The 19,221-nt window shown below is 70.3% G+C and carries 13 protein-coding genes and 2 pseudogenes; 6 read left to right on the top strand and 9 right to left on the bottom strand.

What is annotated here, in order from left to right; genetic code table 11:
* Nucleotides 1-89 precede the first annotated feature (89 nt).
* Entirely contained in the window at nt 90-770 is a 681-nt protein-coding gene (locus LRD69_RS02125) for a hypothetical protein (protein ID WP_277324834.1), read from the top strand.
* Here the strand turns inward: LRD69_RS02125 and LRD69_RS02120 are convergent.
* The 3 genes and pseudogenes from LRD69_RS02120 to LRD69_RS02110 form a co-directional block, all read right to left on the bottom strand.
* Nucleotides 767-972: pseudogene (locus LRD69_RS02120) on the bottom strand (hypothetical protein); the annotation flags it as partial. The gene LRD69_RS02125 and the pseudogene LRD69_RS02120 overlap by 4 nt on opposite strands.
* Before the next feature lie 262 nt (nt 973-1,234).
* On the bottom strand, nt 1,235-1,786 hold the full coding sequence (locus LRD69_RS02115; RefSeq protein ID WP_277324833.1) for a TetR/AcrR family transcriptional regulator: 552 nt from the start codon (nt 1,784-1,786) through the stop codon (nt 1,235-1,237).
* Nucleotides 1,783-3,294: an MFS transporter gene (locus LRD69_RS02110; protein ID WP_277324832.1), complete on the bottom strand. Its 1,512-nt coding sequence runs from the start codon at nt 3,292-3,294 to the stop codon at nt 1,783-1,785. Before LRD69_RS02110 ends, LRD69_RS02115 begins: the two co-directional genes overlap by 4 nt.
* A 345-nt stretch (nt 3,295-3,639) precedes the next feature.
* Between LRD69_RS02110 and LRD69_RS02105 the strand changes: the two genes are divergently transcribed.
* The 3 genes from LRD69_RS02105 (at nt 3,640) to LRD69_RS02095 (ending at nt 7,717) form a co-directional block, all read left to right on the top strand.
* Nucleotides 3,640-5,883 carry a PQQ-binding-like beta-propeller repeat protein gene (locus LRD69_RS02105; protein ID WP_277324831.1) on the top strand — a complete coding sequence of 748 codons (2,244 nt, stop codon included), beginning with the start codon at nt 3,640-3,642 and terminating at the stop codon, nt 5,881-5,883.
* Nucleotides 5,884-6,439: 556 nt separating this feature from the next.
* On the top strand, nt 6,440-6,640 hold the full coding sequence (locus LRD69_RS02100) for a hypothetical protein (RefSeq protein WP_277324830.1): 201 nt from the start codon (nt 6,440-6,442) through the stop codon (nt 6,638-6,640).
* Nucleotides 6,641-7,021: 381 nt separating this feature from the next.
* Nucleotides 7,022-7,717 carry an IMP cyclohydrolase gene (locus tag LRD69_RS02095; protein WP_277324829.1) on the top strand — a complete coding sequence of 232 codons (696 nt, stop codon included), beginning with the start codon at nt 7,022-7,024 and terminating at the stop codon, nt 7,715-7,717.
* An 819-nt stretch (nt 7,718-8,536) separates the two neighbouring features.
* Here the strand turns inward: LRD69_RS02095 and LRD69_RS02090 are convergent.
* The 6 genes and pseudogenes from LRD69_RS02090 to LRD69_RS02065 all read right to left on the bottom strand — a co-directional run bounded on the left by LRD69_RS02090 (nt 8,537) and on the right by LRD69_RS02065 (nt 14,797).
* Nucleotides 8,537-9,556, bottom strand: a complete 1,020-nt coding sequence (locus LRD69_RS02090) for a TolB-like translocation protein (protein ID WP_277324828.1) — start codon at nt 9,554-9,556, stop codon at nt 8,537-8,539.
* Nucleotides 9,553-10,833, bottom strand: coding sequence for an MFS transporter (locus tag LRD69_RS02085; RefSeq protein WP_277324827.1), 1,281 nt, complete (start codon nt 10,831-10,833; stop codon nt 9,553-9,555). The genes LRD69_RS02090 and LRD69_RS02085 overlap by 4 nt, the downstream gene beginning before the upstream one ends.
* A 1-nt stretch (nt 10,834) precedes the next feature.
* Complete coding sequence (locus tag LRD69_RS02080) at nt 10,835-11,725, bottom strand: alkaline phosphatase family protein (RefSeq protein ID WP_277324826.1); 891 nt, start codon at nt 11,723-11,725, stop codon at nt 10,835-10,837.
* A gap of 439 nt (nt 11,726-12,164) precedes the next feature.
* Nucleotides 12,165-12,533: pseudogene (locus LRD69_RS02075) on the bottom strand (FAD-dependent monooxygenase); the annotation flags it as partial.
* Between the two features lie 282 nt (nt 12,534-12,815).
* Nucleotides 12,816-13,355, bottom strand: coding sequence for a nucleoside-triphosphatase (locus LRD69_RS02070; protein WP_277324825.1), 540 nt, complete (start codon nt 13,353-13,355; stop codon nt 12,816-12,818).
* 344 nt (nt 13,356-13,699) lie between these two features.
* Nucleotides 13,700-14,797 carry a hypothetical protein gene (locus tag LRD69_RS02065; protein ID WP_277324824.1) on the bottom strand — a complete coding sequence of 366 codons (1,098 nt, stop codon included), beginning with the start codon at nt 14,795-14,797 and terminating at the stop codon, nt 13,700-13,702.
* Nucleotides 14,798-15,957: 1,160 nt separating this feature from the next.
* Between LRD69_RS02065 and LRD69_RS02060 the strand changes: the two genes are divergently transcribed.
* Both LRD69_RS02060 and LRD69_RS02055 read left to right on the top strand, forming a co-directional pair.
* Nucleotides 15,958-18,189: a penicillin acylase family protein gene (locus LRD69_RS02060; protein ID WP_277324823.1), complete on the top strand. Its 2,232-nt coding sequence runs from the start codon at nt 15,958-15,960 to the stop codon at nt 18,187-18,189.
* A gap of 755 nt (nt 18,190-18,944) precedes the next feature.
* Entirely contained in the window at nt 18,945-19,070 is a 126-nt protein-coding gene (locus LRD69_RS02055; RefSeq protein ID WP_277324822.1) for a hypothetical protein, read from the top strand.
* Nucleotides 19,071-19,221 lie beyond the last annotated feature (151 nt).

Genomic DNA, 19,221 nt, shown 5'->3' with positions numbered 1-19,221 from the left:
GCATCACCCACGCTTGTCGTGGCCCGCTCCGAGACCCATCGCCGACAAGCCCGCCGCCGGGCAGATGTACTGACCCTCACGGAGGAAGCGTGCCCACCATCGATTCAGAGCTCTCGCGGGGCGTCCTGGACCTTCAGCCGTCACCGCCGATCCATGCACCCCTCGAGCATGGACTGCACCAGTTCGCCGGCCCCACCCGGCCCGCCCTGCTCTACGTGCCCGCCCGGCTCCCGACCCGGCCCCGCCCCTTGCTGGTGGCCTTCCACCACGCCGGCGGCGCACCCAGCGACATGCTTGCCCTCCTCCGCTGCGAAGCCGAGCGGCGCGGGGTCCTGCTCCTGGCCCCTGCCGCTGCCCGGCAGACTTGGGACGCCGTCAGAAACGGGGTGTACGGCCGGGACGCCGCCGCTCTGCGGAACATCCTGACCACCGTCCGCATGTACTTCCCCATCGACCCCGACCGCATTGCCATCGCCGGGTACCGCGACGGCGCCTCTTACGCACTCGGCCTGGGGCTGGCCAACGGCAACCTGTTCACCCGCATCCTGGCCTATTCCCCCGACCACATACCGCCCGGCTGCAGGACCGGACGGCCCACTGTGTTCATCTCCCACGAGCGGCACAGCACACCTGCCACAGCGACAACAGCCGGCCGGCGCATCGTGGCTGCACTCGAAGACGACGGCTACCACGTCGACCACATCCAACATCCCGGGGGTCGGAGCACCCCCGCCGGCGTGGTCAAGACATCAGCCGAACTCCTCGGCTAAGACGGTGTCCCACGGGGTGAGTTGAGGAAGCGTTTGTCGCAGCGGAGGGTGGCGGCGAGGCCGAGAAATCCCAGGTGGTTACGGGATAGCGTTCGTAGCGGTGGTTGAGTCCGCGGTAGCCGGTCAGCCAGGACATGGTCCGCTCAATCACCCGTCGTCGGCGCCCTGATCGTTCGCTGGACTCGATGCCTTTGCGGGCGATGAGCACGCCCTCACCGTCCTGGTGCCCGTCGGCACGGCGCTGCTCGTCGCCTTCGGGCTTGCGCTGGTCGTCACCCGGAATGGGGCGGTCACACCCGGGCCCGCGACCCAGGAGTTCAGGGCCGACCCCGAACCGCCGGCCGTGGTCAGCCTGCTCGGCAACCACTGGCGGGGCGTGGAGCATGCCGCCGCAGCCACCCTGCTGGATCCCGCCGCCCTCGGCCCTCGTGCACATCGCCGGCCACGTCTCCTCGTGCCGGCGCTCAGCGGCCCTGGCCGAGCATGTCCAGCACCAGCTGGACGACCTCGTCCGTGCCGGCCTCGGCCAGCGCCCTGAGCGCGCCGGAGTGGCGGGACAGGAGGACGCCCATGAATGCCGCCACCGCCAGTTCCGCCCGCAGCTGGGGCCGGTCCAGGCCCTCGCGGGTGAAGCGCTCGCACAGCGGGTCCACCAGTCGCCAGTGCAGCTGGTCCATGGCGGTGGCCTGGACCTCGGGGTCCTCCAGCGGGGTGACCGCGGCCCGGAAGATCGGACCCGGGCCGCGCTGGTCGACGCCGTTCACCAGCATCAGGTTGCGTTCGGGCTCCAGCAGGTCGGCCGGCCTGGCGCTGGCCCGGTCCAGGTCGAGCACGGCGATGTACAGCTGCGCCTTGCCGCCGAAGTAGCGGGCGATCAAGGCCGGGTCGACACCGGCTCGTTCGCCGATCTCCCTGGTGGTGCTGCGGTCGAAGCCGCGTTCGGCGAACAGGCCGGCCGCCGCAGCCAGCAGCAGCTGCCGACTGCGGGCGGAGTCCCGCCGCTTGCCGGGGCTCACCGGCCGGACCGGCCCGGTGCCGCGGTGACACTGTCCTCGGCGGACTCGGCGTCCGCGATGCTCTCGTCCATCAGCAGTTCCTCGTCCAAGGTCACGGGGGTCACGGGGCGCTCCGCCGCGGCGGAGCGCCCCGGCAGAACGATCGTAACGACAGCGGTGACCACCCAGATCGTGCAACCCAGCCAGGCGGCAGTCTGGTAGCCGCTGTTGGCCGGCAGCAGCTGGCCGGGGGCGGTGTGCGCCTCCAGGACGACGGCGCTCAGGACGCTGCCGGTGGTGTAACCGATGGTGCGCACCACCTGGTTGAAGCTCATGGCGCTGCCGGTCTCGTGTGCGGGTACGGCGCTGACGATCAGTCCCGGCATCACCGCGAAGGTGCAGCCGACACCGAGTCCGGCGACACCCATGATCACGAACAGCTCCCACAGACTGCCCCGGGCGAGCAGGAACAGCACCATCGACAGCAGCGAGATCCCACAGCCGATCGGCAGCACCATCGCCGTGGAGGTCCGCCGGGTCAGCAGCGGCACCAGCTTGCTGGAGGCCACACTGGCGGCTGAGAACGGCAGCAGCACCAGCCCGGTGACCCATACCGAGGTGCCGAAACCGTAGCCGGTGGCGCTCGGGGTCTGCACGAAGCGGGTGACCATTGACATCATCATGTACATCGCCACACCGGCGATCAGCCCGGCGACGTTGGCGGTCAGCACCGATCGGTTGCGCAGCGTCCGCAGGTCCACCAGCGGATGGGTGGTGCGCAGCTCATGGAAGCTCCAGCCGGCCAGCAGCGCCAGCGCGAACAGGACCAGGCCCAGCACCCGGGCCGAGGTCCAGCCCCAGACCTCGCCCTCGCTCAGCGCGAGCAGCAGCGAGGCCAGCCCGACGGCGAGCAGCACCGCCCCCGGGGCGTCCAGTGGCCGCTTCTCCCGTCCGTCGACCTGGGGCACGACCAGCGCGGCGGCCAGGAGGGCGAGACCACTGATCATCGCACCGAACCAGAAACCCGCGTGGATGCCCATCGACTCGGTGATCAGCCCGGTGAGCGGGTAGCCGAGGCCGACACCGGCCACGGTGGTGATGGAGAGCAGCGCCACCGCCGGGCGTGACCGCTCGGCCGACAGCACATCGCGTGCGGTGGCGATGGCCAGCGGGATGAGCCCGAGGCCCACCCCCTGCAGCGCGCGCCCGGCGACCAGGAAGCCGAACCCCAGCGGCAGCGCCGCCAGCACACTGCCGGCCAGCACCACCGTGATCGCCCCCAGCACCACCCTCCGCCGGTGCGGCCCGTCGCCCAGTCGTCCCATCACGGGGGTGGCGACCGATCCGACCAGCAGCGTGATCGTGAGCGACCACTGTGCGTCGGTCAGCGACACATGGTCCACGGCAGCGATGGTCGGTACCAGCGGAGCCCCCAGGCTGCTGATCACCGCAACCACCGTGCCGAGGAACACCAGCACCGGAACCAACGCACGCTGCCGCAGGTCGGACCCTGTTTGTCGGGCAGGCATCGACTTCTCCCCAAGCTTGTCATCAATTGATGTCTCCGCATGATGACATAGGTGCGATGCTCATCCTGTACCACTGCTTCCCATCGCCGCCTCCAGCGTTGCGACTGGCCCTGGCCTCGTGGCCGACGCCCCACGGGGTCTGACCCTTACCGGCGGTCCGCCGTCCTTCGGGGGAGCCGGGAACAACTACTCCCGGTACTCCCGGAGGAAGAGGTCACGCACGTTGTGAGGGGTCCTTGTCCTCACCCGCTTCGCTCTGCCGTACTGCCCTGCGGCTAGTTTGTGTGCAGGACAGGTACGCAGGCCCGTGGTGGCAGAGCGGCACGGGGACGGGGGAGGTCAAGGGTGTCGCTGCGCAGAGGTGATCCAGCCGAGATCGGCGGTTATCCGCTGGAGGCTCGGCTCGGCTCGGGTGGCATGGGCACGGTCTATCTGGCCCGTACGAGTTCGGGGCGGCCTGTCGCGATCAAACTGATCCACCAGCAGTTCGCCGGGGACGACGAGTTCCGCATCCGTTTCCGGCAGGAGGTGGCGGCGGCGAGGCGGGTGAGCGGCGCGTTCACCGCCGCCGTTGTCGACGCTGCCCCTGAGGCCGAGCAGCCGTGGATGGCGACGACCTATATCGAGGGGCACACGCTTGCCCAGCGCATCGCCACGCAGGGCCCGCTGAACGGAGCGGAGCTGAGAAGGCTTGCCATCGGGCTGGCGGAGGCGCTGCGCGACATTCACCGGGTGGGGGTCGTCCACCGTGACCTGAAGCCCTCGAACGTCGTACTCTCGCCCGAGGGCCCGCGCGTCATCGACTTCGGAATTTCGCGCGCCGTGGACCAGCAGACGCTGACGATGACAGGGCGGGTCATCGGTACGCCGCCCTTCATGTCGCCGGAGCAGTTGCAGTCGCCGCGTGGTGTGGGGCCGCGGTCCGATGTCTTCTCGCTGGGGACCCTGCTGGTGTACGCGGCGACGGGCCACGGGCCCTTCGACGCGGACAGCCCGTACATGACGGCGTATCAGGTGGTGCATGAGGAGCCGTCGCTGGGTGCCGTGCCGGTGGCCTTGGGCGCGGTCGTCGAGTCGTGCCTGGACAAGGAGCCCGAGCGGCGCCCCTCTGCGGACGAACTCCTCGTGCTGCTGCGGGACCTGCCGGCCGACCTCGGCGCGGCCGACGCGAACGGGGTCGGCGCGGGTCGCACCCGAGACGTGATCACCCAGCATCACTTCGCGACGCGGGCCACCCCGGCGCCGACTGCCCCGACCACCGCCCCGGCCGGTCCCGGTACAGGGAGCACCGGCATCCCCATCGGCCGCCGTCTGCGCCGCCGATGGCGGCCTGTGCTCGCGGCCGCGGTCGCGGTGGCAGCGATCGGCGGGGGAGTCGCCGCGTTGCAGGCGGGCGGCTTCGGGGAAAACAGTGGCGGCGACAAGGGCAACAGCGTTGCGGTGCCGGGTGCCGCACTTCCGGTCGGCTTCGAGCCGTGGCGCAGGACTGTGCAGGGCGGCCGCGAGGACATCCCTGACGAGCTGCGCTGCGTCGCGCGCGGCGACGCGCTGTTCTGCGGGGGCGGAGGCGTTGTCGCGACCCGTATCAGGGCTCGGGACGGCTCGAGGGTGTGGACGGCGAAGAGCCCGGGCGTCCCGGTCCAGGGCATGCACCTGGTGGGCGCCACCGACGACACGGTGCTCGGTTACCGCTTCGCCGCCGAGGGCGCCTCGCAGGACCCACCCAGCGAGGTGGTGGCCATCGACGCGAACAACGGCCGGGAGCTGTGGTCCGTACCGTCCGGCGCCCAGTCGACGGCCGTCACGGGTCGCACTCAGGACGCCCTTGTGGTCGGCTCCGCCGTCGTGACGGTCGACGCTTCCGACTCCCGCCTCGAGGCCCGGGACGCGCACAGCGGTAACGTCAGCTGGACGACGCCGTTTCCCGCGGGTACGCAGTGTGCTCCTGTCCCGGTGGGCCCACAGCTCGTCGCGATGTGCGCGACGAGTGCGGAGGTGGATGCCTCGGAGGTGCGCCACCCCACCCTGTACACGGTCGACCGCGCTTCGGGGAAGCTGGGCAGGCCCATCGCGGTGAACGGCCCCGCCGTGCCGATGGGCGTCGCCAACGGCAGGCTCGTACTCCTTCAGGAACACATGGAGGGAACGGCGCTGGCCGGGTACGACGGCGTGGCGCGGGTCGACCCGGCCTCGCGGAAGGTCACGTACTCCCGACTGGCCAAGACATACGCGGGGACGCCCGGCATGGCGGACGGCACCGTCTACGTGAGCGGGCAGACCGGTCTCGTCACGGCCCTCGACCCCGCGACCGGCCGGAAGAGGTGGTCGCGGCAGACGGCCGTGGAGGGCGCGTCGGGTCCCGTGGCGGGAGCCGGTGCGCTGTACTTCAGCTCGGCCACCGGTCGGGTGGTCGCGCTGTCGCCGTACGATGGCAAGCCCCTGTGGACAACAGATCCGCAGGCCGATGGTTTGACGGGCGAGCAGGGTGCAAGCCCGCGCGTGACCGTTGCGGGGCGTGCGGTGATCGTGGCCGCGGCCAGGAACACTCTCTTCGCCTTCGACGCGCAGAAGCCGCCGAAGTCGGGCTGACCCGGCGGCACCGGACGCCGACCGCCTTCCTTGCCGTGCCGGCACCTCAGCGGCTCACTCGGTCGTCTGCGCGGCGAGGTGGCGTCTTGTGGGAGTGCGTGCGCCGCGCCCGTAGCGCTTCTGGTGCCGACGAGCTCGTGCATGGTTGGTGGTGGCGCGTCCGGACGCTGCTGATCGAGCCCAACGGCTGCCGCGGTGTCACCGAAGGAGTGAGCCCCGCCGGCCTCCGCCGGGGCGAGCTGGGTGTCCCACTCACTCGACGCCCGTCCACCACGACGGGCCGGCCATCGCCGTCGGCCGGACCGTCGTCGAAACCGGTGGCCTCCAGGCGAGCCGTCCCGGTCCGCCGGAGAGTATCGCCCTGCCTTCAACCAGCAGGCGGTGACGGTGAATCGGCCGCCCGAACACGAGTGGCGCGGCGCCTGACCCCGATGTTCGAGTGCGAATGAGTGTGGTCGTGTGCGGGTGATCCGTAGAGGGCTTGAACGGCGTCGTTGTGTCATGTTCCCGCGCCCGAGCCAAGACGAGGCAGACGAGGCAAAGGAAGCGAAGCTGAATGCGTACACAGAAGACGCGCACGCAGATGAAGACGCGTGCACAGAGAAGGCCGCGATGGGCGGCGCTCGTCGCGGCCGCCGCCGTGACGCTGGGGACGGGACTGGTCGCCGCGCCTCCCACGCACGCGGCGGACGACCCGGTCGAGGTCGTGGTCGACGGTGACGACGTGCGTGCCGACAACGTGAACGGTCTGACGTGAGGTCGTCCTGCCGGACCGCGCCGAGCCATTCCGGCAGGCACTCACCCTTGCGGTCCGCGAGCATGATTACGAAAGACCGGACGTGACGAGTGAGCGCGTCCATTTCGGTGTGGTGCGGCTTCGCGGCATACGGATTCAGCGGTCTGTCGATCTTACCGACGGCAGGAGCTCGGATATCTGCTCTGAACTGCGACGATTCATCGACTTCATGTCGGTGACACCAAGTCAGTACCTGTCGCAGTCGCTCTTCCGAGTGTTTTCAGGACGGCCTGGCCATAGGGCGATAGAGCCTGCCTGGCCAACACCGACGCCGTTGCGGTTGGATGGTGTTGCGGAGATCCTGCTCTTCGCGTTCGAGCAGGTAGAGGAGTGTGCGGCCCGGTGGATCAGGTGCACGAGGTTGTGACAGGGAACCGCTATCCGGGGCGGGGCGTGCTGTGGGCGAGGACGCTCAGCGGCGCACTGTGCGGTGCCTACTTCCTGACTGGGCGCAGCGCGGCCTCCAAAGCCCGCGCCGTTCGCCGCGGCGAGGGGGAACTGATCGTCTCGCCGAACGGTGAATCGGAGCACGATCCGCTTCGGCACTATGTAGCGGCCCGCGAGCGGGGTGGGTGGTTGGTCTTCGGCAACGGCGAGCAGGTCGCCGTGGTGTCGGACCGCCTGCAGAAAGCTCAAAGCCCGGTCGAGGCGCTGGGCGGGCTGGAGTACGAGCCCGACCCGCCGATCTTCACGCCCCGTATCACCGTGGTGGCGGACCTTCGCTCGGGGCAGGAGGCGTGGTTCGGTGCCGCGCGACGGAGCCGTGGCGGCAGGACCGCAGCGGACGTGCTGACGCTCGCGGTCCGGGATCTGGAGCCGGGGGATGCCGTGCTGATGACGACGTATCGCTCCGACGGCCACGTAGTCGCGACCGGCGAGCCGTTCCTCGAAGTCCAAACCGATGCTGCCGACCAGGACGAGCTCCTTGAGGAGCTCTGGGGTGCGCTGGCCCCGGAGCTCCGCGTGGCGGTGGCGGTCTTCGAGCCGGGACGGCTGGCCGACGCCGTCATCCGCCACGAGGTGTCTTCTCGGGGGTGATCAGCCGCCGGGAGAGGCGAGCTGGGCTTCGAGGTCGGCGACGCGGCGATCCTGAATACGGAGGTTGGAGCGGGTGGCCTCGAGCCGCTCGTCGAGGGTGCGGTTGTCGGTTGTGAGCTGGCGGATCCGCTGCTTGAGGGTGGTGTTCTCGGCGGTGATCCCATGGATGGCTTCCTCTGCCCTCCGTCAGCCCGGGGCCGACCAAGCCGTAGTAGCCGGTCCTGCCCCGGGGCAGGCGATGAAGCCTGCGGGGATGGCGTGGCGGTGAGCCGGTCCTGCCCGCACCCGCAGTGGGTGGCGTGGTACCGGCTCCACTTCCATGCCGTGGTCACCGACGGCCGGAACGGTTTGTCAGAGGGCTGTCCCCGGTAGGGCGCCCACCTCATCTGACCTGCGCAAAGCCATGCGACGTGGCGCCTCTACGGCCTTTTGGGCCCGCAAGTGGCCCGCAGCGTCGCCGAAACGGGTCCTTGACACGTGCTTCGCGATGCAATCTTCCCTGCATCGATCAAGGCGCCCGGCGTCGCTCACGCTCCGCCGGGCGCGCGGCCCACGCGCGACCGCGCCCACGCTCCTGCCTCCGTCCTGCTCGGCACGGCCGTCCGCCGCCGCACGCCCACACATCGTCAGGTGCTGGTGCATCCGAGCGGCGAGGAAGCACAGGGCAGAGCTGGAGAGGTCCAGCCCAGACAGGTGGACAAGCACACGAAGTCTCTGGTGGAGACGGATTTCTTGGTCGAAAACCCATCTACCAGGGGCTTCGCCTGTCTGTCAGCCCGATCGCCCAGCCCGCCCGGCAGGTTGGAAAACGCTCCGTGTTCACAGGTATGCCGGGGACACGGCCGCGGTCAGTACACGGTGCGGGCGGCCGGAGCCGTCTGCCGCCACCTCGTAGAGATCCGCACCGAAGTCGCCGGGCAGCGCGTAGGTCACGGTGGTGTCGTCCTTCCAGACCGCCTGGTCGTCCACGCTGCGGGTCTCGGCCAGCGGGTGGTCGGCGAGCGTGTGCAGGTCCAGGACGTGCAGGCGCCAGGGGGCGTCGGCGGGCAGCCCCTTGTCGCGGCTCTTGTAGGCGATGCGGGTGCCGTCGGGGGAGAGCGAGGGGCACTCCACATTGGTCCGGAGGGTGGTGAGCGTGCGGGCGCGCAGGTCGCCCCGGACCAGGTAGGTGTGTCCCTTCGTGGCGAGGGTCGCATAGAAGTGCCGGTCGTCCGAGTCGAAGGTGACGCCCCAGAAGTTGACGTCCGCGGCTCGGTAGGGCCGGCCGTCCTTGCGTATCGCGAAGCCCTCCAGGGTCGGGGTGAGCCTGCCAGTGTGGGTGTCGAGGATCGCGGCGCGGGTGGAGAAGTTCGTGCCCGCGTAGCTGTCGCCGCCCACGAAGACCGTCCAGGTGGCCAGCCGGCCGCTGGGGGAGACGCGGGCGCGGGAGGGGATGCCGGGGATCGAGTAGTGCGCGCGTTCTTCCAGCCGCCGGTCGAGGATCGTGGCCCGGTAGGTGTCCTGGATCGCCCCGTGCACGACCTGGAGGCAGACTCCGGTGCCCGAAGCCGCGTAGAAGCGCAGGCACTTGACACCCGAGGCGGTGCGGGCGTCGGCGGGTGCCGCGACCGGCACAGTCGTCAGCTCGTCGCGGTGCGGCCCCCACGCCATGTTCCGGAAGGCGATCCGGTGCTCGTCGGTGAGCGTGATCCGGCCCGCCGCGACGGTCGGCCCGCCGGGCTTCGCCCCTGCACGCCGGTCGGACCTGGCTGCGGCGTGCAGCACGGAGGAGGTGGCAACGACCGCGAGCACGGTGACCGCGCAGGCAAGGACGAGGAGTCTGGTGCGCAGGCGCGTCATGCGGAAACCCTCACGGTCGGGCCGATACGGAGCGAGAATCCGGCACACACGGCGAGTGCGACCGCGGTCGCGAGCAGCGCGGTGCGGTCACCCCAGACGGTCCATGCCGCGCCGAAGGCCAGCGAGCAGACGAACCTGGCGAGAGCCTGTCCGGTCTGTATCAGGGCGAGTCCGGACGAGCGCAGTTCCTCGGGCACGCTCTGCGAAGCCGCCGCCATCAGGACCCCGTCCGTGGCCGCGTAGAAGGTGCCGTGGAGGACGAGCACCACGTACGGGAGCGCTGCACCGTGCCACGACGAGAGCAGCAGACCGTACGCGCCGAGCAGCGCGCCGTGCCCGGCGAGGAACACCCGCCAAGGACCGACCCGGTCCGCGAGCCGGCCCAGGGGCAGGGCGAGCAGCAGAAACGCGGCGGCGGTCCCGACCGGCAGCAGGGCGAACCAGCGGTCGGGTACTCCGAGGCGGTTCCGGAGCAGCAAGTAGACGAACGAGTCGCTTACGGTCGCGAGGCCCAGCAGCAGCGCGCAGACGGCGATGCGCCGGATCCTGCGGCGCCGAAGCAGCGCGAGGGCCGCGCGCACGGTGGGGCGGGGGTGTTCGGCCGCCTGCGCGGTGCGGGGGGTTCCGGTCCTGGAGGGTACGAACAGCACCAGCACCAGGACGCCCGCCACCGCGACACAGAAGCTCACCGTGAACACCGCGTCGTAGCCGTCGACCGTGGCGCGCAGGATCAGGAACGCGGCGACCGGTCCGAGCAGGGCGCCCGCAGTGTCCATCGCGCGGTGGACACCGAAGGCACGGCCGCGGGCCTCCGGTGGTGACGACAGCGAGATCATCGCGTCACGCGGCGCGGTGCGCAGCCCTTTGCCGGTGCGGTCGGCCGCCAGGACGAGACCGATGGGCGTGAGGGTGTGGGCCATGAGGAGGAGAGGTTTGCAGAGCGCCGAGATGCCGTATCCGACGGCAGCGACGAACTTGTGGCGCCCGCCTCCCCGGTCCGCGAAGTGACCGCCGACCAGCCGTACCAAGGCGGAGAACCCGTTGTAGACGCCGTCCAGCAGCCCGAAGCCGAGTGGGCTGAGGCCGAGCCCCGCCACCAGATAGAGCGGCAGAACCGCCGTCACCATTTCCGAGGACACGTCGGTGATCAGACTGACCGTGCCCAGCGCCAGCACGGTGGGAGCGACCGCCACGCGCCGCCGGGCCGGCTCCGTGCCCGGCCCGGCGGCGCGTTCGGCGGACCCCGCACGGGCGGCGCGGCTGTCCGCTACATACATGTCAGGACGTCCAGACCCCGGTGATGTCCTTGGCGGACGCGGCGTTCCCCGCGTGCCCGAGGCCGTGCATGTCCTCCAACGTGCGCAGGAGGTCGTAGTGGTTGTACGTGGTGGAGGAGGTGGCGCCCGGAGTCACCTGCTGCCCGTAGAGGACCGTCGGGATGCGGTTCCCGCTGAGCCGGTTGTCCTCGTCGAAGGTGACGACGAGCAGGCTGTTGTGGGTCTTCGCCCAGGTTGCGTAGGCGCCGAGGTTGGTCTTCAGCCAGGTGTCACCGCTGGACACCGAGCAGTCGTGCATGTCGCTGCACAGGTTGGGAACGACGAAGGAGACCTGCGGCAGCTTTGTGTAGTCGGTGGGGAACTGCTGGAACGTGTACGCGGACGAGGTGGGCACGTTGCTGAAACCGAACCACGGGTTGTGCTTGCGGGCGTACTTACCGCTGCTGCATGAGGTCGAACCCTGGCTGGGCAGCGTCTCGTTGTAGCTCGCCCAGGTCTTGCCCGCGGCGATCAGCTCGGATGCGAGGTTGGGCTTGCTGGAGAAGCCGGGGGTGTAGCAGCTGTCGTCCGTGATGCCCTGCGTGGAGCCGGAGAACAGCGCGAAGTAGTTGGGCTGGCTGGGGTGCGTCTCGGCGTACGAGGCGCTCAGATTGGCGCCTCCACTCTTCAGTGAGTTGATGTACGGGGCGCTCGAGGAGCCGATGACTTGGCTGTACGCGTGGTTCTCGAAGACGACGACGATCACGTGATCGGGGGTGGGAACGCTGGCCGCGGCCTGCGCGGAGGACGAGCCGCCGATGCCGGTCCACAGGCCGACGGCGGCCACGGCGGTGAGGGTCAGGGCACAGGTGAGGGCGGTGCGACTGCGGCGGAACACGGATCTGCCGGGCACTGGGGGCCTCCGGTGGGGAGTGGCGAGTGACGGGGGCGGTGCAGGCAGAGCATGCTCACGCCAAGAATCATTTGGCGCACCCCGCCCCGATGGAGTCATGAAGATCGGGTGAACTGTGCGTTCCCGTGTGCTCGGTAACAGCCATAGGTCAGAGAAGCCACAGATGGTGTCCTGGGCAGACGGCGCGGTCGCCGGGTGCGCACATGGTCCGACTGTGACCGCCGGAACACCGACGGCCGGCAGCCGCTACCGGTGTTCTCGGGACCGGCCTCGGCCAGGTCGCTCACCACGGAGGCAACCTCAGGTCGGGCCCGCGCTCGGCAGGTCCGGTTGATCGGCGCCAGGCGGGGGGCTTGGGGGCCAGAAGCAGCTTCATTCGCGCCGGGACAGTCCGGGGGCGAGGAACCGGCGGACCGGGGCATGCTCTCGCGCTTGGCAGTCAGGAAGGCTGGACCTCGTCGAAAAGGGCGAGGGCTTCGGAGGGGTCCGGGCTCACGAGGCGTGCCAGACCAGCCATCGTGATGTGCGCCCACCTGCCCGCCCGTGCCCACATCTGTTCCTCGAAGGCGCGGACGGCCTCGTCCGGATCTCCAGGGCCGGAGGCGGCGGCGATGGACTCGGCGAGTTCGGCGCCTTCCAGCATCGCGAGGTTCGCGCCGACCCCCAACGGGGGCATCAGGTGGGCGGCGTCGCCCAGTAGCGTCACCCCGGAGACGTGGGCCCAGGTGTGGGACACGGGAAGGGCGTAGAGGGGGCGGTGGGCGAAAGCTGTGCCGTGGCGGAGGAGATCGAGGACGGGAGCGGCCCAGGGCGCACGGTCGTACGGGGTGGCCGAGGAGTTGGAACACGAGGGTGCGGTGGGGGCGTGGAGGGTGCGGACGTGCACGCGGCTGATGTCGGGTTTGACTGCAGGCGCGCGTGGCGGGGGCGGCAGAACGACTACCGCAGTAAGCGTGGGCAGGGCCCGGACCGCCTCAACGGCTACCGGGCCGTGGTGACCGCGCTGGACAGCAGGGCCCGGAGATCAGCCGGCGGATCCGCACCCTGAGCCCGGACGCGTGGAGGCCTGCCTCTCATCCGTGAGGGGGGCTTACAGCGTCCGGGGCTGTTGCAGCCGGTCCGCGAGCTCCCCCGGCAGGACGTCCCGGTTTGCCGGAGTGAGGTGGACGACTTCGATGTCGGCGCGCCGCTTGAGGGCGTCGGTGAACGGATCGCGGTGCGTGTGGACCGTGGCGACGACGTCGACCTCTGCGACGAACAGCGCGTCGACCGCATGCCGGAATGCGGGGCAGGCCAGTTCCATCCGCCCCAGCTCGTCGATGAGCACCAGCCGTCCTGCAGCCTCCCCGGTTGCTGCACGCCCGAGCGACGGCAACGCCAGTCGTTCCATGACGCCCAGGTCGACGCCGTATTTCCCTACCCGTGGCGGACCGGGCAGGTCGATATGGGCGAGTACCTCCCGCCGGCCGGCCAGAGTCTCCAGGGCGAATCCGACGCGGGCGCCGGATTGCCGGATCTCCTCGGTGGTGAAGCCGGTGGCCGCGTGGGCGGGCAGCAGCGCGGCCAGCCGACGGAGGGCGGTCGTCTTGCCCGCGCCAGGGCGGCTTTCGAGCAGGATCCTTGTCGGCACTCCGCCATCTTCGCCCCCGCTTCCGGTGGCGGCCCGGGTGGGCTCGGCCGAACGGGGGCCCGGGGGCGCCGACCGGTGCCGGTGCCGCCGTTGGGGGTATGGCGGCGCGCATGAGCGGAATGGAACTCAGCGGCACCGCTTTCGACGACAAGCGGTGATTCCCTGTCGGTGCAGCGCGGCGTGTTGCTGATCTCTGCCGTACTGTCCCGCGGCGCCAGGACATTGGTCTCCGGGCGGTGGGCGGCGGCGGAGCCGGGTGCGGTCGGGTAGGGCGCCAGCCGGAAGTCCGCCGCGCCGCGCTCGGTGGGGGTGACCCGTGACCCGGGAGGCGCAGCGCGCCGGCGTCAGGACGGAGTCCCCCGGTCGGTGTACCGCAGCAGGGCGGCCACGCCCTCGTACAGCCTCAGTCGGCTCTCCGGTACGACGACCAGCTCGGCGCCGGTGCCGACGAGGGCCCGGACGAGGACCTCGTCGGCGCGTTCCTCGCGCGGGGACCGCACGCCGAAGGACATCAGCTCCGCCTCGGTGAGGGCGAGCTGAGTCGGCTGGGAGCCGGCCCAGAGCCGCAACGAAGACCCTGGCGGCCGGTTCAGCAGCAGTGCGGCGACCTGGCCGCGCTGGAGGGCGGCGACGGTGGCGGCCAGCCCCTCCGACATGGGTCCGTCCAGGGCGCGCCGGCCGATGAAGATGTCCACGAGTTCCCGGTCGTGCGCGGCCATGCGGCCGCGGAAGACGCCGTCGAGCTGCGGCTCCAACAGGGCGCGTCCGGTGTCGGTGGGGGTCCGGCCGCCCACGCGTACGACCTTGTCCCGCAGGGTGTGCGGCAGGCGGCGGATCAGTACGTTGCATGCCCACTCGTCCCCGCCCACGACGATGGCGTCGGCATGCGCGTGCCGCGCCCGTTCGTCCAGCTGGTGACCGAGCCGGAGGGAGGTGCGGTGCCAGGTCGCCACCGCGACCCTGCGGTGCAGCCGCTCACCCGGGGTGACGGTGGACGCGGGCCAGGTGCCGGTCTCCGCCTCCAGGGTCACCCAGCCGTGGGTCTCAGCGGTCGGAAGGCCGCTGTAGTGGACGGCTACGGCCATGTAGGGGATCTCCGGAACGTGCTGGGTGACCAGGGGCATCGCGTCCGGCAGGGTGCTGTAGCGCGCGGAGTCGTGCTCGGGCGGCCTGGGCAGCTCCCCGTCCAGGACGAGCGTGCCGTGGGCGGCGAAGATGGCCTGACCGTGCGCCCCCGGCACCTCAGTGTCGGCGCCGACCATCTCCTCCAGTACGTTCAGCAGCGCCCGGTCCGAACCCTGACGGGAGAGGCTCTCGCGCAGCCGCTGCCAGCGCAGCGCGATGGCCCGCTCGGGATGCTCGACGTCTCGGGAGGTGTCCAGGTACACGGAGGCGAACGGGCCCGGCTCCGCGTAGAGGGGATTCAGGAACGACAACCTCATCGCCACTCCTCGTCGATGGTCTCCCCTCCTTTGATGATGCGCGCCCCGGGGGAGCGATGGAGTTCGGCGAGCGGCACAGCGGTACGGAACGCGGAGCGGCCGGGCTCCGGCCGGCAGCAGCCGGCCCATCGTGAGCATGGTGACGGCGACGAGGCCGTCCAGCCCTTAGCCGTGGGGGCGGGACAGCAGGCCGCTGGGCAGCCGGGCTCCGTAGCCGAGGGGGTGGAAGCGGGGTCAGGCCGGACAGCCCGGTGGAAAGCTGTTCGACCCACCCCGGTCGGCAGGTGTGGCTGCAGAACATCGTCGGACAGAACATCTCTCACATGTGCTGAAGCAGGCATGTGCGGTGGTGACAGGTTGTGGCGGCGAGTCACGAGGGCCGGTGTGAGCGGACGGAGCCGGACGTCGCGGGCGGAGTGCACGGCGCTGAGGAGCGCCCGACGTGATCCAGGCGTAGGTGGTGCGCGGAGGACCTGGCGTGCGCCGGGGAGTTTTCGCTTGCGAAGGCGCGAGGTCTTGTCAGGGCCCCCTCATCATGGGTAGGACTGTCCGCGTGGGTGATCATCGGAACTCGCGTGTGCTGTCAGGGGACTCACCTCGTCGTGGGCGCTTTGCGCGTGGTGGAGGCGACGATCAGGGTGATGACCGCGGGCGCCATCTCGGTGGGGCTTCCAAGGGTGTTGGGCCGGGCCGCGTCGCAGCGGCAACTCGCCGGAACGATTCCGAGGCCGGCGTGATGTGCCGGTCGGCCGGCCGGACTTCCCTGCTGCGCCGTGGGTGCGGTGGTCGGCGACCGAGGCGGGGTCCCGGCGGCGCCCTTGGAGCGGCGTTCGTCTTCGTGACCGTGGACGGCGACCACTCCGCTCACCTCGAAGTCACCGGCCGAGGTGGGGTGTTCGGCATCCGAGCCACGCCTGGCGGATACGTGTCCGGTCGTGGGCCGTGAGGAGCGCGGGCGCGCGGACCGGACCAGCGCCTCATGCCGTGAGAACGCCCCCGACGTCGTGCCCTGGGCGGGCGGCGCGGCGACGCAGCGGTCCGACGACCATGCCGTGCCGTGCCGGACGGAGCGCCGCGCGCCAGGCGCGGACCACCGTCCACAAGATCACGTAAGGCTGCTCGATCCCCTGATCCTCGAAGGAAAAAAAAAGGTGCCATTCATGAGCCATGCGCAGAAATCCGGGCCGAGCCGACGGAGCGTCCTGGGCGGAGCGGCCGGACTGGCCGTCGCCGCGGCGGGGCTGCCGTCCGGCACCGCGTTCGCGGCATCGGCGACGCCGGCCGATGAGGCCCGCTGGCGCAGGCACGCTGCCCGGGTGACGATCACGCGGGACGACTGGGGTGTCCCGCACGTCGTGGGCGAGACCGATGCCGACGCGGTGTTCGGGATGATGTACGCCCAGGCGGAGGACGACTTCAACCGGATCGAGCAGAACTACCTCGTCGCCCTGGGCCGTCTCGCCGAGGCCGAGGGTGAGAGCGCGATCTGGCAGGACCTGCGTCAGCGGCTGTTCCTCGACCCCGAGGCGCTGAAGAAGCAATATGCGAAGTGCCCGACGTGGCTGCGCACGTTGATGCAGGCCTGGGCGGGCGGACTCAACTACTACCTCGCGACGCACCCCGAGGTGCGTCCACGCGTGCTCGACCGGTTCGAGCCGTGGATGCCGTTGAGCTTCTCGGAGGGCAGCATCGGCGGCGACATCGAGTCGGTGCTGCTCACCCAGCTCGAAGCCTTCTACGGCGAGCGGGACGTGCCGATGACCGACGAGGAGCGCGGGCTGGTGCTGCGTGAACCCACGGGGTCGAACGGCATGGCCATCGCGCCGAGCCACACACGGGACGGCCACGCGCTGCTGCTGATCAACCCGCACACCAGCTTCTTCTTCCGTGCGGAGCAGCATGTGACGAGCGGCGACGGGCTCAACGTCTATGGCGCTGCCACCTGGGGGCAGTTCTTCATCTACCAGGGCTTCAACGCGCACACGGGCTGGATGCACACGACGAGCGGCGTCGACAACATCGACGAGTTCGCCGAGACGATCGTCACGCGGGCCGACGGAACCCGCTCCTACCGCTACGGCGACGAACTGCGCCCCGTCACCACGAAGACGATCACCTTGTCCTTCCGTACCGCGAACGGCGGGCAGCAGGAGCGCAGCTTCACCACGTTCGCCACACACCACGGCCCGATCGTGCGCGAGGCGGACGGCAAGTGGATCGCGTGTGCGCTGATGAACAAGCCCGTCGAGGCGCTCCAGCAGAGTTTCCTGCGCACCACGACGCGGGACTACACGCAGTACCTGAAGGTCGCGGGACTGAAGGCGAACAGCTCGAACAACACACTCTTCGCGGACTCGAAGGGTGATGTCGCCTTCCTGATGCCGCAGTTCATGCCGGTGAGGGACGACCGGTTCGACTACCTCAAGCCCGTCGACGGCAGTGATCCGGCGACCGACTGGCGTGGACTGCACAGCCTGGACAGCATGCCGCAGGCTGTGAACCCGAAGAACGGCTGGGCGTTCAACACCAACAACTGGCCCTGGACCGCCGCCGGCGCGGACAGCCCCGACGCGGCCGACTATCCACGCTACTTCGACCGGGTCGGCGAGAATCCGCGCGGACCGCAGGCGGTCCGGGTGCTGACCGCGCGCGACGACTTCACGCCGCAGACGCTGATCGAGGCCGCGTTCGATCCGTACCTCACCGCCTTCGCGCGGCTGGTGCCGGGGCTCGTCGCCGCGTGGGACCAACTGCCCGAGCACAACGGGCAGAAGGCGAAGCTGGCTGGTCCGATCAGCCTGCTTCGCGGCTGGGACCACCGGTGGGCCGCGGAGTCGACCGCGACGTCGGTGGCCGTGTTCTGGGGTGAGGATCTGTGGGCGCTCACGTCCCAGGCGGCGACGGAAGCCGGCATGTCGGTATGGGACTACATGGCCGGCCGCGCCACGGATGCGCAGCGGATCGGGGCGCTCGAGACGGCGACAGAGCGGCTGCGGCGGGACTTCGGCAGCTGGAAGGTGCCGTGGGGCGAGATCAACCGCTACCAGCGCAACGACGGTGCGATCGTCCAGGAGTTCAGCGACGCCAAGCCGAGCATCCCCGTGCCCTTCGCCTCGTCGCGATGGGGCTCCCTCGCCTCGTTCGGAGCCAAGGCCTACCCGGGAACGAAGCGCTACTACGGCACCAGCGGCAACAGTTTCGTGGCGGTGGTGGAGTTCGGGCCGCGACTGCGCGCCTGGGCGGTGACGGCGGGCGGGGTGAGCGGGCACCCCGACTCTCCGCACTTCGACGACCAGGCCGAACGCTATGCGAGCGGCGACCTGCGGCCCGTCTATTTCTACCCCGGTGACCTCGAGGGCCATGTCGAGCGGAGGTACCGGCCCGGTAGGTGACCGGTCGCCCGGCAACGGGTGCGACGGCGTGTGCGGTGTGCTCTGCCCCATCGGAGCGGTCCGGCATCGCGGAGTTTCCCGGCGCGGATGCGTGCGGTTGTCTGCGTACCGCAATCGCTGAGCATCGGCGCTCGCGGGCTTGACCGGGGGTTGGCGACTGCTTGCCGAGGAGGGCGCATGGGGTCGATTTAGCTCGATCGTGTGATGGTCAGCTTCCGGGCTTGCGGGGCGTTGGGGTGGCCGGGGTAGCGTCGCCGTGCGATCTGGGACGCCGAGTGCGGTGCCAGCGTGCGGGGCCCCTGCTCCACCAGCGTGATGGTTCAGGGCCTCCCCGCCGCCTCTGGCCGCACCACATGGCCAGGTCGTAAGGGACTCCGCCCGCCCGGCTCGGACCACGGACAGGATCCGTGTCGCCAACCGGGATGCGAAAGCGGACGACCAGTGCGCCCAAGACCGTTCGGGGCGTGCCAGTGCGCGGACTCACTCCCGCTCACTGCTCAGGAACGGTAGGCCGCATCGCTGGGGGCCGAGGAGCTGCGGGTTCAGATCCTGTTGTCTCGACGGCTACATCGGACATGTGCGCAGGTCAGGGGTCATCTTCAGATGGCCCCTGAGGCGCTTCGGGACGTTCGCGGTGAGGATTCCGTACAGCGGCGTACAGGGCGTCCGCCGGCCGGTGCGGGCGGACTTGGCGCGGCTCTCGGGTTCAAGTTGCACTCCCTACCGGCTCGCGTGACCGAGCCCTCGGCAACCCGGTGCTGAAGGGCAACGGAGAGCAGTCCGGCGGAAGTTACGATCCGTACGGTGTGTTCCAGGTGCCGGACGAGGACTCCGCGTACGAGCTCACCCAGACCATCACCCGCGCCTACGACGTCCGGTAACCGCACAGTCCTGCCGGGCGGTGTCCCGCAACGGACGGCCTGCCCGGCCGGCCACTGGTGTTCCCACCCGTGATCATCACAGCACGGTCGGTCCAGGTGCAGACCGCCGCAGCCCCGGCAAGCAGACTGCTTGCCGGGGCTGCGGCGGTCT

Source organism: Streptomyces sp. JH14, from assembly GCF_029428675.1.
Classification (GTDB): Bacteria; Actinomycetota; Actinomycetes; order Streptomycetales; family Streptomycetaceae; genus Streptomyces.
This window is presented reverse-complemented; position numbering and strand designations above follow the sequence as displayed.